Annotated in this window: 14 protein-coding genes; 3 read left to right on the top strand and 11 right to left on the bottom strand. The window is 68.9% G+C overall.

Annotated elements, in window-relative coordinates:
- Positions 1–14 precede the first annotated feature (14 nt).
- From AC3A6R_RS20665 to AC3A6R_RS20635, 7 genes are all read right to left on the bottom strand, one after another.
- On the bottom strand, positions 15–377 hold the full coding sequence (locus tag AC3A6R_RS20665) for a 6-pyruvoyl trahydropterin synthase family protein (RefSeq protein ID WP_487865426.1): 363 nt from the start codon (positions 375–377) through the stop codon (positions 15–17).
- Positions 378–409: 32 nt separating this feature from the next.
- A complete protein-coding gene (gene queE / locus AC3A6R_RS20660) occupies positions 410–1,048 on the bottom strand; it encodes a 7-carboxy-7-deazaguanine synthase (protein ID WP_487865425.1) in 639 nt (212 codons plus the stop codon).
- On the bottom strand, positions 1,045–1,890 hold the full coding sequence (gene panC / locus AC3A6R_RS20655) for a pantoate--beta-alanine ligase (RefSeq protein WP_487865424.1): 846 nt from the start codon (positions 1,888–1,890) through the stop codon (positions 1,045–1,047). Before panC ends, queE begins: the two co-directional genes overlap by 4 nt.
- 19 nt (positions 1,891–1,909) lie before the next feature.
- The gene (gene panB / locus AC3A6R_RS20650; protein WP_487865423.1) at positions 1,910–2,803 is read right to left on the bottom strand and encodes a 3-methyl-2-oxobutanoate hydroxymethyltransferase; all 894 of its coding nucleotides are present in this window, start codon (positions 2,801–2,803) and stop codon (positions 1,910–1,912) included.
- Positions 2,804–2,876: 73 nt separating this feature from the next.
- Complete coding sequence (nadB, locus tag AC3A6R_RS20645; protein ID WP_487865422.1) at positions 2,877–4,460, bottom strand: L-aspartate oxidase; 1,584 nt, start codon at positions 4,458–4,460, stop codon at positions 2,877–2,879.
- A gap of 33 nt (positions 4,461–4,493) precedes the next feature.
- Entirely contained in the window at positions 4,494–5,330 is an 837-nt protein-coding gene (locus tag AC3A6R_RS20640; protein ID WP_487858529.1) for a segregation and condensation protein A, read from the bottom strand.
- A 69-nt stretch (positions 5,331–5,399) separates the two neighbouring features.
- Entirely contained in the window at positions 5,400–5,606 is a 207-nt protein-coding gene (locus AC3A6R_RS20635; protein WP_487858528.1) for a DUF3460 family protein, read from the bottom strand.
- 40 nt (positions 5,607–5,646) lie between these two features.
- Between AC3A6R_RS20635 and AC3A6R_RS20630 the strand changes: the two genes are divergently transcribed.
- Complete coding sequence (locus AC3A6R_RS20630; RefSeq protein ID WP_487865421.1) at positions 5,647–6,153, top strand: outer membrane protein assembly factor BamE; 507 nt, start codon at positions 5,647–5,649, stop codon at positions 6,151–6,153.
- A gap of 11 nt (positions 6,154–6,164) precedes the next feature.
- Here the strand turns inward: AC3A6R_RS20630 and AC3A6R_RS20625 are convergent, their stop codons facing one another.
- From AC3A6R_RS20625 to metG, 4 genes are all read right to left on the bottom strand, one after another.
- Entirely contained in the window at positions 6,165–7,868 is a 1,704-nt protein-coding gene (locus AC3A6R_RS20625; protein ID WP_487865420.1) for a SulP family inorganic anion transporter, read from the bottom strand.
- Positions 7,869–7,933: 65 nt separating this feature from the next.
- Positions 7,934–8,158, bottom strand: a complete 225-nt coding sequence (locus tag AC3A6R_RS20620) for a hypothetical protein (RefSeq protein ID WP_487858525.1) — start codon at positions 8,156–8,158, stop codon at positions 7,934–7,936.
- A 56-nt stretch (positions 8,159–8,214) separates the two neighbouring features.
- Positions 8,215–8,970, bottom strand: coding sequence for an enoyl-CoA hydratase/isomerase family protein (locus AC3A6R_RS20615; RefSeq protein WP_487865419.1), 756 nt, complete (start codon positions 8,968–8,970; stop codon positions 8,215–8,217).
- Positions 8,971–8,984: 14 nt separating this feature from the next.
- Positions 8,985–11,114: a methionine--tRNA ligase gene (gene metG, locus AC3A6R_RS20610; protein WP_487865418.1), complete on the bottom strand. Its 2,130-nt coding sequence runs from the start codon at positions 11,112–11,114 to the stop codon at positions 8,985–8,987.
- Positions 11,115–11,284: 170 nt separating this feature from the next.
- Between metG and AC3A6R_RS20605 the strand changes: the two genes are divergently transcribed.
- Together AC3A6R_RS20605 and AC3A6R_RS20600 are read left to right on the top strand one after the other, a co-directional pair.
- Positions 11,285–12,319, top strand: a complete 1,035-nt coding sequence (locus tag AC3A6R_RS20605; RefSeq protein WP_487865417.1) for an isocitrate/isopropylmalate dehydrogenase family protein — start codon at positions 11,285–11,287, stop codon at positions 12,317–12,319.
- Positions 12,320–12,343: 24 nt separating this feature from the next.
- Positions 12,344–13,024: a YceH family protein gene (locus AC3A6R_RS20600; protein WP_487865416.1), complete on the top strand. Its 681-nt coding sequence runs from the start codon at positions 12,344–12,346 to the stop codon at positions 13,022–13,024.
- Positions 13,025–13,129 lie beyond the last annotated feature (105 nt).

Raw genomic sequence — 13,129 nt, 5'->3', positions numbered from 1 at the left:
AGAGGGGGCAAGATTCAGAACTCCAGCGTACAGCTGTCGCCCAGCGCCTCGCGCCACACGCGAACGCGCGCGAGCGAGGGCCGCAGTTCGGGCAGCGCGTCTGCGATGAACAGGCAGAGGTTCTCGAGTGTCGGCGGATGCAGCCCCGCCACCTCGTCGAGCAGCCGGTGGTCGAGCTGCTCGCGCACCTCGCCGAGCCTGCGCCGCAGCAGGCCCAGGTCGATCACCATGCCCGTCACCGGATCGCGCTCGCCGGCCAGCCACACTTCGGCGTGGTAGGTGTGGCCGTGTATGCGGCGGCTGCCCTCGGCCTCGATCTCGCGCCGGAGCGTGTGTGCGGCATCGAAGAAGAAGCGTTGGCTGATCGTGAATCGCATGAAAGAAAAGTCCTGCCTAACGGATGTCCTGCCTAACGGATGCCCGTGATCTTGTGGGTCTGCACGCTCAGGCGCCAGGCGGGCCGGCGCATGCACTCGGCGATGCACAGCCGCGTGTTCGCCGCCTGGTCGGGGCCGTCCATCGGCTGCAGGAAGCGGTGCGTGAACTCGCCGGCCCGTGCCATCGCGTCGAGATCGAAGCCGGGCTGGGGCCACACCAGCTTCAGTTCCTGGCCGCGCTGCTGCAGCCACGGCGCGCCGGCCTTCGGGCTGATGCAGAGCCAGTCGATGCCCTCGGGCGCCGCGATCGTGCCGTTGCTTTCCACGGCAATGCGAAAGCCCCGCGCATGCAGGGCCTCGACCAGTGCAGCGTCCACCTGCAGCAGCGGCTCGCCACCGGTCAGCACCACCAGGCGGCGCTCGGCGTCGTCGGCCGGCCATTGCGCGGCGATGGTGTCGGCCAGCAGGGCCGCGTCCCGGAACTTGCCGCCGAGCGTGCCGTCGGTGCCGACGAAATCGGTGTCGCAGAAGCGGCAGACGGCCGTGGCGCGGTCTTCCTCGCGTCCGGTCCAGAAGTTGCAACCCGCGAAGCGGCAGAACACCGCCGGCATGCCGGCCTGGCCGCCTTCGCCCTGCAGCGTGTAGAAGATTTCCTTGACGCTATAGCTCATGGGCCGGCGGGTGCGTCGATCTCGACGTTGTCGATCAGCCGCGTGGCGCCCAGGTGCGCCGCGGCCAGCGCGACGAGCGGCTCGCCCGCGGCGGCGGGTGCCTGCAGGTCGGAACGGCGCCGCAGCACCATGTAGTCGGGCTGCCAGCCGCGCGCCGCGAGCGTCTGCATCGCGCGCGCCTCGATGGCGGCGAGGTCGCGCTCGCCCGCGCGCACGGCGCCCGCCATGGCTTGGAGCGCCTTCGACAGCTGCACCGCTTCGGCGCGCTCGGTTTCGCTCAGGTAGCCGTTGCGCGACGACAGCGCCAGGCCGTCGGCCGCGCGGAAGGTCTCGCTGCCGACGATCTCGATCGGCATCGCGAACTGCCGCACCATGTGGCGGATCATCATGAGCTGCTGGTAGTCTTTCTTGCCGAACACCGCCATGCGGGGCTGCACGCACTGGAACAGCTTCATCACGACCGTGCACACGCCCACGAAGAAGCCGGGGCGGAAATGGCCTTCGAGGATGTCGGCGAGCGCCGGGTCCGGATGCACCTTGCAGGTCTGGGGCTCGGGGTAGAGCGCGCGTTCGTCGGGTGCGAACAGCACGTTGCAGCCGGCCGTGCGCAGCTTCTCGCAGTCGCTCTCCCAAGTGCGCGGGTAGGTGTCGAAATCCTCGTGCGGCAAAAACTGCAGGCGGTTGACGAAGATGCTCGCCACCGTCACGTCGCCGAGGGGGATCGCCTGCTTCACGAGCGCCAGGTGGCCGTCGTGCAGGTTGCCCATGGTGGGAACGAAGGCGGGTCGCTCGAAGGCGGCCAGGTGCTCGCGAAGTTCGGAGAGGGTGCGTGCGATCTTCATCGGAAAAGTCCTTTCTTGCTTACCAGGCGTGGCGCTGGTCGTCGGGGAAGCTGCCGTCCTTCACGGCGCGCACATAGGCCGCGAGCGCATCGGCGATGCCCGGCGCGTCGGCCATGAAGTTGCGCACGAACTTCGGCATCTTCCCGAGGTTCATGCCCAGCATGTCGTGCAGCACCAGAACCTGTCCGGCGGTGGCCTTGCCGGCACCGATGCCGATGGTGGCGCAGTGCGTCAGCTCGGTCGTGAGTTCGGCCGAGAGCGCGGCCGGCACCATCTCGAGCACCAGCATGGCCGCGCCCGCGTCCTGGAGCGCATGCGCCTGCTGCTTCAGCAGCGTCGCGGCCGCGTCGCCCTTGCCCTGCACGCGGTAGCCGCCCAGCGCATGCACGGTCTGCGGCGTGAGCCCGAGGTGCGCGCACACCGGAATGCCGCGTTCGACGAGGAAGCGCACGGTCTCGGTGGTCCATCCGCCGCCTTCGAGCTTGACCATGTGCGCACCCGCCTGCATCAGCACCGTGGCGCTCGCGAGCGCCTGCTCGCGCGACTGCTGGTAGCTGCCGAAGGGCAGGTCGGCGATCAGCCAGGCCGTGCCCTGCACGCGGCGCAGGCCGCCCGCGACGCTGTCGGTGTGATAGCGCATCGCCTCCAGGCTCACGCCCACCGTGCTCTCGAGGCCCTGGCACACCATGCCGAGCGAGTCGCCGACCAGCAGGCAGTCCACGCCTGCCCGGTCGGCCATGGCGGCGAAGGTGGCGTCGTAGGCCGTCAGCATCGCGATCTTCTCGCCGCGCGCATGCATGTCGGCGAGGCGCGGCAGGCTCACGGGCTTGCGCGAGGCGGGTGGCGAGGCGGGCGGCAGCGAGCCGTAGGGCGAGGCGGGCGAGGTGTCTGCGGGCATGGTGAGGTTCGACATGGTTGGGTTTCTCCCTGCGGGCGTCGGTGGCCGGGCATCCTTGGATGAAGAGAACAAAAAAACGGTGGGTCGATCAGTCGGCCGGGGGCACCAGCACCGTGGGCGCGGCGTGCTCGGCCAGCGATGGATGGTCGCGGCTGAAATGCAGACCGCGGCTCTCGTGCCGGGCCTGCGCGGAGCGCACGATTAGCTCGGCCACCTGCACCAGGTTGCGCAGTTCGAGCAGGTCGCGCGTGACGTGGAAGTTCGCGTAGAACTCCTGGATCTCGGACTGCAGCAGCGCGATGCGGTGGCTCGCGCGCTCCAGGCGCTTGTCGGTGCGCACGATGCCCACGTAGTCCCACATGAAGCGGCGCAGCTCGTCCCAGTTGTGCGAAATGACGACCGCCTCGTCGGCATCGGTCACGCGGCTGGCGTCCCAGGCGGGCAGTTCGACGCGTGGGCTGTTGGCCGGTGCGCGCGCGATGGCGTCGGCCGCGGCGCGGGCGAACACCATGCACTCGACGAGCGAATTGCTCGCCAGCCGGTTCGCGCCGTGCAGCCCGGTGCAGGCGGTCTCGCCGATCGCGTAGAGGCCGGCGACGTCGGTGCGCCCTGCAAGATCGGTCTGCACGCCGCCGCAGGTGTAGTGCGCCGCCGGCACCACGGGAATCGGGTCGCGCGTGATGTCGATGCCGAGCGCTGCGCAGCGCGCGAGGATGTTGGGAAAGTGCGCCTCGAGAAAGGCGGCGGGCTGGTGCGAGATGTCGAGGTGCACGCAGTCGAGACCGTGCTTCTTCATCTCGAAGTCGATGGCGCGCGCCACCACGTCGCGCGGCGCGAGTTCGGCGCGCTCGTCGTGGCGGGGCATGAAGCGCGCACCGCCGGCCGATGCGGGAAGCTTCAGCAGGCCGCCTTCGCCGCGCACGGCCTCGCTGATGAGGAACGACTTGGCGTGCGGATGGTAGAGGCAGGTCGGGTGGAACTGGATGAATTCCATGTTCGACACCCGGCAGCCCGCGCGCCACGCCGCGGCGATGCCGTCGCCCGTGGCCGTGTCGGGATTGGTGGTGTAGAGGTATACCTTGCCCGCGCCGCCCGTCGCAAGCAGGGTGTGGGGCGCAGCGAAGGCCTGCACCTCGCCGGTGGCGTCGTCGAGCGCATAGAGGCCCCGGCAGACCGGCCGGCCGCGCCCGGGCGCCGGTTGCGTGATCAGGTCGACCAGCATGTGGTGCTCGAACAGCGCGATGTTCGGCGTGCGGCGCACCCGCTCGATCAGCGTCTGCTGCACGGCCGCGCCGGTGGCATCGGTCGCGTGCACGATGCGGCGCTGGCTGTGGCCGCCCTCGCGCGTCAGGTGAAGGGCGCCGTCTTCCTCGGAGAACGGCACGCCGAGCGCGCGCAGCCAGCCGATGGCCTCGGGCGCATGCTCGACCACGAAGCGGGTGGCCGCGGGGTCGCACAGGCCCGCGCCGGCGACGAGCGTGTCTTCCACGTGGGCGTCGAAGCTGTCGCCCTCGGCCTGCACGGCCGCGATGCCGCCCTGCGCCCAGGCACTGGCGCCATCGCTCAAGGCGCGCTTGGTCAGCACCGCCACGCGGTGCGTGGGCGCCAGGTGCAGCGCCGCCGACAGGCCGGCCAGGCCGCTGCCCACGATGAGAACGTCGAAGTCGCGCATGGCTGGGCCGGTCCGAGAGCGGCGACCGGCTTTTCAGGCCGGCGAATACGCCAGGCGCACGTAGATCGGAGCGAAGGCCTCGGCCTGCGTGATGTCGATCAGCGTCTCTTTGGCGAGCTCGAGCATCGCGATGAAGGTGACGATCAGCACCGGCGTGCCGCGGGTCACGTCGAACAGCTTCTCGAACTCGACGAAGCGCTGCCCCTGCAGGTGGCGCAGCACGATGCTCATGTGCTCGCGCACGCTGAGCTCCTCGCGCGAGATCTTGTGGTGCTGAACGAGCTTGGCGCGCTTCATGATGTCGGCCCACGCGTCGCGCAGCTCGACCACGTTCACATCGGGAAAGCGGGGTTTGAGCGACTGCTCGATGTAGACCTGTCCCTTCCAGAAATCGCGGCCGTACGTCGGCAGCGCATTGATGGCGGCGGCCTGGAGCTTGGTCTGCTCGTACTCGAGCAGGCGGCGCACGAGTTCGGCGCGCGGGTCTTCGGCCTCTTCGCCGTCGGCCACCTTCTTGGGCGGCAGCAGCATGCGCGACTTGATCTCGATCAGCATCGCCGCCATCAGCAGGTACTCGGCCGCGAGTTCGAGGTTGGTCTGGCGGATCTCGTCGACGTAGCTCAGGTACTGCCGCGTGAGCCCCGCCATCGGGATGTCGAGGATGTTGAAGTTCTGCTTGCGGATGAGGTAGAGCAGCAGGTCCAGCGGGCCTTCGAAGGCCTCGAGGAAGACCTGCAGCGCCTCGGGCGGGATGTACAGGTCCTTCGGCATCGCGAACAACGGCTCGCCGTAGAGCCGTGCGAGCGCCACCTGGTCGACCACCTCGGGCATGCCGGCCAGGGGCTTGTCGTTGTCCTCGTTGTCCTTCATGCGGGCGCGCGCTATCAAATTAATAGCGTCGGGCGCTGCGCAACGGACCGCGGATACCGCAAGGCGCCATCACTTGCCGCTCGTCTGGTAGACGTAGGGCTGCTGCGGCACGTTGGCTTCCTTGTATTCCTCGAGCAGGCTGCGGTCGAGGTGCTTGTCCCAGAGCAGGGCGCGGCCGGCGCGCTGTTCGGCCTCCAGCGTCGGCTTCTTGGCTTTCATCTCCTCGATGAAGCTGGTGATCTCGGAGGTGTAGTGGGGGCGGCGGAAGATGGACATAGACTGGACCTTTGTAGCGGCGAATTTTACCGGGGATGGCATGAAGCAAGGACACGGGCGCCGGATCGGCGCGGCAATGGCACTGGCGGCGGCTGCGTTGGTCGGGCTTTCCGGCTGCGATCCGCAGCGCATCAGCGAACTCGAGGAAGGCGTTTCCACAGAGGCCGACGTGCGCGCCCGGTTCGGCGAGCCAGAGAACGTCTGGGACGCGCCCGGCGGGCGCGTGCTCGAATTCAACCGGCAGCCGCAGGGCCAGAAGAACTACATGATCACCATCGGCGCCGACGGCAAGATGAGCGCGCTGCGCCAGGTGCTCACGCCCGAGAACTTCGCCAGGGTGCGGCCCGGCATGGCGATGGAAGACCTGCGCAAGCTGCTCGGCAAGCCCGCCAAGGTGACGCCTTACGCGCTGCGGCGCGAATACGAATGGGAATGGCGCTGGGTGCAGCCGCCCAATTCGCCGATGGTCTTCACCGCGGTGCTCAACGACGACCAGCGCGTGGTGCGCAGCGGCTCCTCGCCGGACCGGAGCACCGAGGCGAACTAGCTTCGGCCGCCCTAGGACCGGTGCAGCGATCCGGGGCCTTCGGCCTCCGGCTCGCGCGGCTGACCGGTCAACAGCTCTTCGGAAAATCCCGAGCGCACGATCACCTCAAGCGGCTGCGGCTGCAGCGACTCGAGCCGCAGCAGCCCGCCGCGCGCCAGCACCGCCCGGTGCAGCTGGCGCAGCGCATCGACACCCGAGGCGTCCAGGTAGATCAGGTAGGTGGCGTCGATCACCACCGTCATGCCGCGCGGCGCGCTCTCGGCCGCATTGACCGCCTCGTCGAGCTTGGCTGCCGCGCCGAAGAACAGCGCGCCGTAGAGCCGGTAGGTCAGCACCGGCGGCTGCAGCGTGACGAGTTCAACGTTGAACAGCCCACTCATGCGCCGGATGAACAGCGCGCAGGCCAGCACGATGCCCACCTGCACCGCCACCGTGAGGTCGAACACCACGGTGAGAAAGAAGGTGCCGAGCATCAGCAGCCGGTAGTGGCGGCTGAAGTGCCGCAACTGCCCGGGCGTGAACTCGCGCCATTCGCCCATGTTGAGGCCCACGAACACCAGGATGCCCGCGAGCACTGCCAGCGGCACATGGCGCGCGAGCGGCGCGGCCAGCAGCACGACCACCATCAGCGTGAGCGCATGCACCATGCCCGCGACCGGCGAAGTGCCGCCCGAGCGGATGTTGGTCACGGTGCGTGCGATGGTGCCGGTGGCCGGCATGCCGCCGAAGAAGGGCGCGACCACGTTGGCGATGCCCTGCGCCATCAGTTCCTGGTTCGGATCGTGGCGCGGCTGGTCGCCGAGTTGGTCGGCCACGCGCGCGCACAGCAGCGACTCGATGGCGCCGAGCAGCGCGATGGTGAGCGTCGGCGTGACCAATTGCTTGACGGTTTCCCACGAAAAATCGGGCAGCGCGAACGCCGGCAGGCCCTCGGGAATGCCGCCGAAGCGGCTGCCGATGGTTTCCACCGGCAGGCCGAAACCCCATGCCACCAGCGTCAGGGTGACCAGCGCGACGATCGGGCCGGGCAGTCGTGCGCCGGCCTGGACCAGGCGCGTGCGCGCCACGCGCCCGCCGATGCGGAGCACCGATTGGCCGAGCTTCGAGTCCTCACGCAGCAGCAGCGGCCAGACCAGCAAGCCGATCACGCAAGCCAGACCGAGCGCGAAGGCATACGGGTTGAAGGTGCCGATCTGCAGCGCCATCGCATGCAGCTGCGAGAACACGTCGGCCGGCATCTTTTCGACCGAGAGCCCGAGCAGGTCCTTGAGCTGCGACAGCAGGATCAGCACCGCGATGCCGTTGGTGAAGCCGACCACGATCGACAGCGGCACGAAGCGCACGAGCCGCCCCAGCCCGAACAGGCCGGCGGCGAACAGCAGCACGCCGGCGCAGGCGGTCGATATCAGCAGGTTCGCCACGCCATAGCGTTCGACGATGCCGTAGACGATCACGATGAAGGCGCCGGCCGGCCCGCCGATCTGCACCGCCGAGCCGCCCAGGAGCGAGATCAGGAAGCCCGCGATGATCGCGGTCCAGATGCCGGCCTCTGGCGGCAGCCCGGAGGCGATGGCGAAGGCCATGGCCAGCGGCAGCGCCACGATGCCCACGGTGGCCCCGGCGCCGAGGTCTTTGAAGAAGCGCGTGCGGTTGTAGTCCGCCAGGGCGTCGAGCAGGCGCGGGCGAAAGCGGGTGAGGGTCAGCGGTGACTGCATGTGGCGCCCATTGTGACCCGCCGCCCGTGCCGCGAAGACGGCACGCCGGCCGGGCGCAGCACCGGTCAGTCGCTGTCGGGAATCACCGCGTCGGCGGCTGCGCCCACCGCCTTGCCCGTGATGCGCGCGGTGCCGATGGCCGCATCGGCCGCAAGGCCCACCGCACCCGCGCCCACGCTCACCGCGGTGCCGGCCACGGCGACCACCGCGCAACCGCCCAGCAGCAGGGCGCTTGCGAGGCCGAGCGCCGCGAGAACGAAAAGTCGGAAGCGGGGGCGATGGCTTTGCATCGGCGGATTTTGCACCGCCGGCCCGCTGTGGCGCCAGCCGGGCGAGGAAAGGCCGCTCAGCGCCCCTTGAAGACCGGTGGGCGCTTCTCGCGCCAGGCGCGGCCGCCCTCGGCCAGGTCTTCGGAGGCGACGGTGCGCTGCACCTCGCGCTGGATCGAGGCGGCATCGGCCGTGCCGCGCGCGATCCGGTTCAGGTGCTTCTTCATGCCCAGCAGCGCCAGCGGCGCCATGCCGGCCAGCGTGGTGCGAAGCTGCTGCACCTGCACGTCGAGTGCCGCGGCGTCGTCGGCCAGGTGCGTGAAAAATCCGCAGTCACGCATCGCGCTGCCGTCGAGCTTCTCGGCGGTCAGGAAGAGCCGCTTGGCCATGTCCAGCCCGAGCCGCGAGACATAGCGCTCCATGCCGCTCTGATAGTAGTGCAGGCCGAGCCGCGCGGCCGGCATGAACATCTCGGCGCTGCGCACGCCCACGCGGAAGTCGCAGGCCAGCACCAAGTCGGTGGCGCCGCCATAGACGCCGCCATGCACCGCCGCGATGGTGACGGCGCGGCAGTTCTCCAGCGCATCGACCATCTCTCCGAAGCTGCGGCCTTCGGTCTGGCTGCTGGCGGCCACCTCCGAGATGTCGTAGCCGCTGCAGAAGTGCTTGCCTTCGGAGCGGACGACCAGCACCAGCACCTCGGGTGAGCCGTTCACCGTCTCCACATGGCGAACGAGTTCGGGCAGGTCTTCGGGCGTCAGCTTGTTGGCGGCCTGCGGACGGCGCAGCGCGAGGGTGGCGACGTGGCCGTCGATCTCGAGGGTGGGCAGCATGGGCGCGGCGTGCTTCAGCGCACCCGCATGCCGGCCGTCGCGCCGGGCCAGGGTTCGAGCACGTGGATGCCGGGCTGGGCTTTCTCGTCGGCGTGGCTCGCGGCCAGCACCATGCCCTCGCTGACGCCGAACTTCATCTTGCGTGGCGCGAGGTTGGCGACCAGCACCGTGAGCTTGCCCACGAGCTGCTCGGGCTGGTAGGCAGAGGCGATGCCGCTGAACACGTTGCGCAGCACTGGACTCCCCTGCGGGTCGGTTCCTTCGCCCGCGTCGAGCGTCAGCCGCAGCAGCTTGGTCGAGCCCTCGACCTTCTCGCAGGCCACGATCTTGGCGATGCGCAGGTCGATCTTCGCGAAGTCGTCGATCGTGATGGTCGGCGCCAGCGCTTCGCCGCCCGGCAGCGCCTGGGCATCGGCGGCGGTGGCCGGCGCTGCTGCTGCTGCTGCTGCCGGCTCGGGCGCGTCGAACAGCTTGTCGACCATCTTGGCGTCGGCGCGCTGCATCAGGTGCTTGTATTCGCCGATGGCATGGCCCACGGGCAGCGCCTGGGCGGCGTCGGCCCAGGTCAACGGGGCAATCCCGAGGAAGGCCTCGACCTTCGTCGCGAGCGCAGGCAGTACCGGCTTCAGATACAGCGTGAGCATGCGGAAGGCCTCGATGCAGACGGTGCACACGTCGTGCAGCCGCCCCTCCTGGCCTTCCTTCTTGGCGAGTTCCCAGGGCTTGTTCTGGTCGACGTACTCGTTCACTTTGTCGGCGAGCGCCATCGTCTCGCGTAGCGCGCGGGCGTAGTCGCGCCCGTCGTAGAGCGAATGCAGCTGCGGTGCCGCGTCGCGCAGCGCGAACAGCAGCGCATCGCCGTCGGCCGACACCTCGCCGAGCTTGCCGCCGAAGCGCTTGCCGATGAAGCCGGCCGCACGGCTCGCGATGTTGATGTACTTGCCCACGAGGTCGCTGTTGACGCGCGCGACGAAGTCCTCGGGATTGAAGTCGATGTCCTCGTTGCGCCCATTGAGCTTGGCCGCGATGTAGTAGCGCAGCCACTCGGGGTCGAGGCCGATCGACAGGTAGCGCAGCGGGTCGATGCCGGTGCCGCGGCTCTTGCTCATCTTCTCGCCGCTCACCGTGAGGTGGCCGTGCACGTACACCGCGTCGGGCGCCTTGCGGCCGCTGAAATGCAGCATCGCGGGCCAGAAGAGCGTGTGGAAGGTGATGATGTCCTTGCCGATGAAGTGCACCTGCTCAAGGTCGGGGTCGGCCATGTACTCGGTGTAGGAGATGCCGTCGCCGCCCAGTTCGATGCAGCGCTTGTCGAGCAGGTTCTTGAGCGAGGCCAGGTAGCCCACGGGCGCGTCGAGCCACACGTAGAAGTACTTGCCCGGCGCGTCGGGGATCTCGATGCCGAAGTAGGGCGCGTCGCGGCTGATGTCCCAGTCGCCCAGGCCGCCCTTGCCCTCGTCGTCCTTGTAGAGCCACTCGCGAATCTTGTTCTGCACCTCGGATTGCACGTGGCCGGGCGCGGCGGTCCAGTCCTTCAGGAAGGCCTCGCAGCGTGGGTCCGACAGCTTGAAGAAGAAGTGTTCCGAGCTGCGCAGCTCGGGCTTGACGCCCGAGAGCGCCGAATACGGCTCGATCAACTCGGTCGGTGCGTAGACCGCGCCGCAGACCTCGCAGTTGTCGCCGTACTGGTCCTTCGCGTGGCAGTTCGGGCATTCGCCCTTGATGAAGCGGTCGGCCAGGAACAAGCCCTTGGCCGGATCGTAGAACTGCTCGACGCTCTTGGTGGCGATGAGCCCGTTCTTGCGCAGGTCCCGGTAGATGTCCTGCGCGAGCTGGTGGTTCTCGGGCGCGTCGGTCGAGTGCCAGTTGTCGAACGAGATGTAGTAGCCGTCGAGGTAGGGCTTGCGGCCTGCCGCGATCTCGGCCACGAAGGCCTGCGGCGTCACGCCGGCCTTGTCGGCAGCGATGGTGATGGCCGCGCCGTGCGCGTCGTCGGCGCAGACGAAATTGACCTCGGCGCCGTTCATCCGCTGGTTCCGCACCCAGATGTCGGCCTGGATGTATTCCATCATGTGGCCGATATGGAACTTGCCGTTGGCATAGGGCAGGGCGGTGGTGACGAAGAGCTTGCGCGGGGCGGACATCGGAGGGCGCTTTCGGGAGTGGCTGGCGGGAGGAACCCGTCATTTTAGGTGCCGCCGCCGGGCACGCGCCGCCGGAGCGGGCCGACGCTGCGCGTGGCGTGGGGTCACCCGGGCCTGTCCCGCACGCGACGTATGCTTCGGGGTTCGATACACACAGCGAGACCGCGCCGATGACTTCCACCCCCATTCCCGCAACCCTGATCCCCGGCGATGGCATCGGCCCCGAAATCGTCGATGCCACGCTCGCCGCACTCGACGCGCTGAAGGCGCCTTTCACCTGGGACACCCAGATCGCAGGCCTCGGCGGCGTCCAGGCCGCGGGCGATCCGCTGCCCCAGGCCACGCTCGACAGCATCCGCCGCACCCGCCTCGCCCTGAAGGGCCCGCTCGAGACGCCGTCGGGCGGCGGCTACCGCTCGTCGAACGTGCGGCTGCGCGAGGAATTCCAGCTCTATGCCAACCTGCGCCCCGCGCGCACCATCATTCCGGGCGGGCGCTTCGACAAGGTCGACCTGATGGTCGTGCGCGAGAACCTCGAGGGCCTCTACATCGGCCACGAGCACTATGTGCGCATCGACGGCGATCCGCATGCCGTGGGCATGGCCACCGGCATCAACACGCGCCAGGGCTGCCTGCGCCTGCTCGAATACGCGTTCGAGACGGCCATCACCACCGGCCGCAAGAAGGTCACGCTGGTGCACAAGGCCAACATCATGAAGGTGCTGACCGGCCTGTTCCTCGAGACCGGGCTCGACCTCTACGAGCGCAAGTACAAGGGCCGGTTCGAGCTCGACACCATCATCGTCGACGCCTGTGCGATGAAGCTGGTGCTGAACCCGTGGCAGTTCGACATGCTGGTAACGACCAACCTGTTCGGCGACATCCTGTCCGACCTGGTGGCGGGGCTGGTCGGCGGCCTGGGCATGGCGCCCGGCGCGAACATCGGCGCCGATGCGGCGATCTTCGAGGCGGTGCACGGCTCGGCGCCCGACATCGCGGGCAAGGGCATCGCCAACCCGACCGCACTGCTGTTGGCCGCCGCGCTGATGCTCGACCACGTCAAGCGCACCGACCTCGCCGCGCGCCTGCGCCAGGCGATCGACGACACCCTCAACATCGACAAGGTGCGCACCGGCGACCTCGGCGGCAGCGCGAACACCGAGGCCTTCACGAAGGCGCTGGTGGCCCGCATCCACGGCGGCTGACGCAAAACAAGGAAACCTCGCGCCATGTCTTCGTTGCCCCCCGTGCCGGTTCTGTCGCTGCTCGAAACCCGCGTGCTCGGCGTGCTGGCCGAAAAGCAGCGCACGGTGCCCGACAGCTACCCGCTGACGCTCAATTCGCTGATCTCCGGCTGCAACCAGAAGACCAGCCGCAACCCGGTGCTCGAGCTGAGCGAGGCGCAGGTGCAGGCCGCCCTCGACAGTCTCAAGGGCTACAGCCTGGTGGCGGAAACCAGCGGCGGGCGCAGCTTCCGCTACGAGCACAACATCGACCGCGTGCTGCGCATTCCCTCGCAATCGGTGGCCCTGCTGACGGTGCTGATGCTGCGCGGACCGCAGACCGCCGGCGAACTGCGCATCGCCTGCGACCGCATGCACAACTTCGCCGACATCTCCTCGGTCGAGGGCTTCCTCGAAGAGATGGCCGAACGCCCGGCCGGGGCGCTCGTGGTCAAGCTGGCGCGCCTGCCCGGCGCGCGCGAAAGCCGCTGGGCGCACCTGCTGAGCGGTGCGCCTGCCGAGGAGGCCGCGGGGCCGGCCGATGCGCCGCGCGCCGCGCACGACGATCCGCTCGGGGAAATGGCTGCGCTCAAGGCCAACGTGGCTCGGCTCGAAGGCGAGGTGGCTTCGCTCAAGACGCTGCTCGCGCGCGTGTGTTCGGAGCTCGGGATTTCAGAGGCGGGGTGAAGCGGCGGCATCGGTGCCGGCCGCGTTGTCCCCAGCGGGGCCAAGGCGAACGGGGCCGGCCCATACGCTCCCGGAGCAAGCCACTAGACTACCCGCCATTCAGGA

It is taken from the genome of Variovorax sp. Soil_C_19 (assembly GCF_057657255.1).
Note: the sequence above shows the minus strand (reverse complement) of the source record. Positions and strands in the feature narration are given on the sequence as shown.

What these genes read in the sequence shown, in the direction of transcription:
- AC3A6R_RS20665 (WP_487865426.1), bottom strand. Translation starts at nt 377, where the DNA reads ATGCGATTCACGATCAGCCAACGCTTCTTCTTCGATGCCGCACACACG.
- queE (WP_487865425.1), bottom strand. Translation starts at nt 1,048, where the DNA reads ATGAGCTATAGCGTCAAGGAAATCTTCTACACGCTGCAGGGCGAAGGC.
- panC (WP_487865424.1), bottom strand. Translation starts at nt 1,890, where the DNA reads ATGAAGATCGCACGCACCCTCTCCGAACTTCGCGAGCACCTGGCCGCC.
- panB (WP_487865423.1), bottom strand. Translation starts at nt 2,803, where the DNA reads ATGTCGAACCTCACCATGCCCGCAGACACCTCGCCCGCCTCGCCCTAC.
- nadB (WP_487865422.1), bottom strand. Translation starts at nt 4,460, where the DNA reads ATGCGCGACTTCGACGTTCTCATCGTGGGCAGCGGCCTGGCCGGCCTG.
- AC3A6R_RS20640 (WP_487858529.1), bottom strand. Translation starts at nt 5,330, where the DNA reads ATGAAGGACAACGAGGACAACGACAAGCCCCTGGCCGGCATGCCCGAG.
- AC3A6R_RS20635 (WP_487858528.1), bottom strand. Translation starts at nt 5,606, where the DNA reads ATGTCCATCTTCCGCCGCCCCCACTACACCTCCGAGATCACCAGCTTC.
- AC3A6R_RS20630 (WP_487865421.1), top strand. Translation starts at nt 5,647, where the DNA reads ATGAAGCAAGGACACGGGCGCCGGATCGGCGCGGCAATGGCACTGGCG.
- AC3A6R_RS20625 (WP_487865420.1), bottom strand. Translation starts at nt 7,868, where the DNA reads ATGCAGTCACCGCTGACCCTCACCCGCTTTCGCCCGCGCCTGCTCGAC.
- AC3A6R_RS20620 (WP_487858525.1), bottom strand. Translation starts at nt 8,158, where the DNA reads ATGCAAAGCCATCGCCCCCGCTTCCGACTTTTCGTTCTCGCGGCGCTC.
- AC3A6R_RS20615 (WP_487865419.1), bottom strand. Translation starts at nt 8,970, where the DNA reads ATGCTGCCCACCCTCGAGATCGACGGCCACGTCGCCACCCTCGCGCTG.
- metG (WP_487865418.1), bottom strand. Translation starts at nt 11,114, where the DNA reads ATGTCCGCCCCGCGCAAGCTCTTCGTCACCACCGCCCTGCCCTATGCC.
- AC3A6R_RS20605 (WP_487865417.1), top strand. Translation starts at nt 11,285, where the DNA reads ATGACTTCCACCCCCATTCCCGCAACCCTGATCCCCGGCGATGGCATC.
- AC3A6R_RS20600 (WP_487865416.1), top strand. Translation starts at nt 12,344, where the DNA reads ATGTCTTCGTTGCCCCCCGTGCCGGTTCTGTCGCTGCTCGAAACCCGC.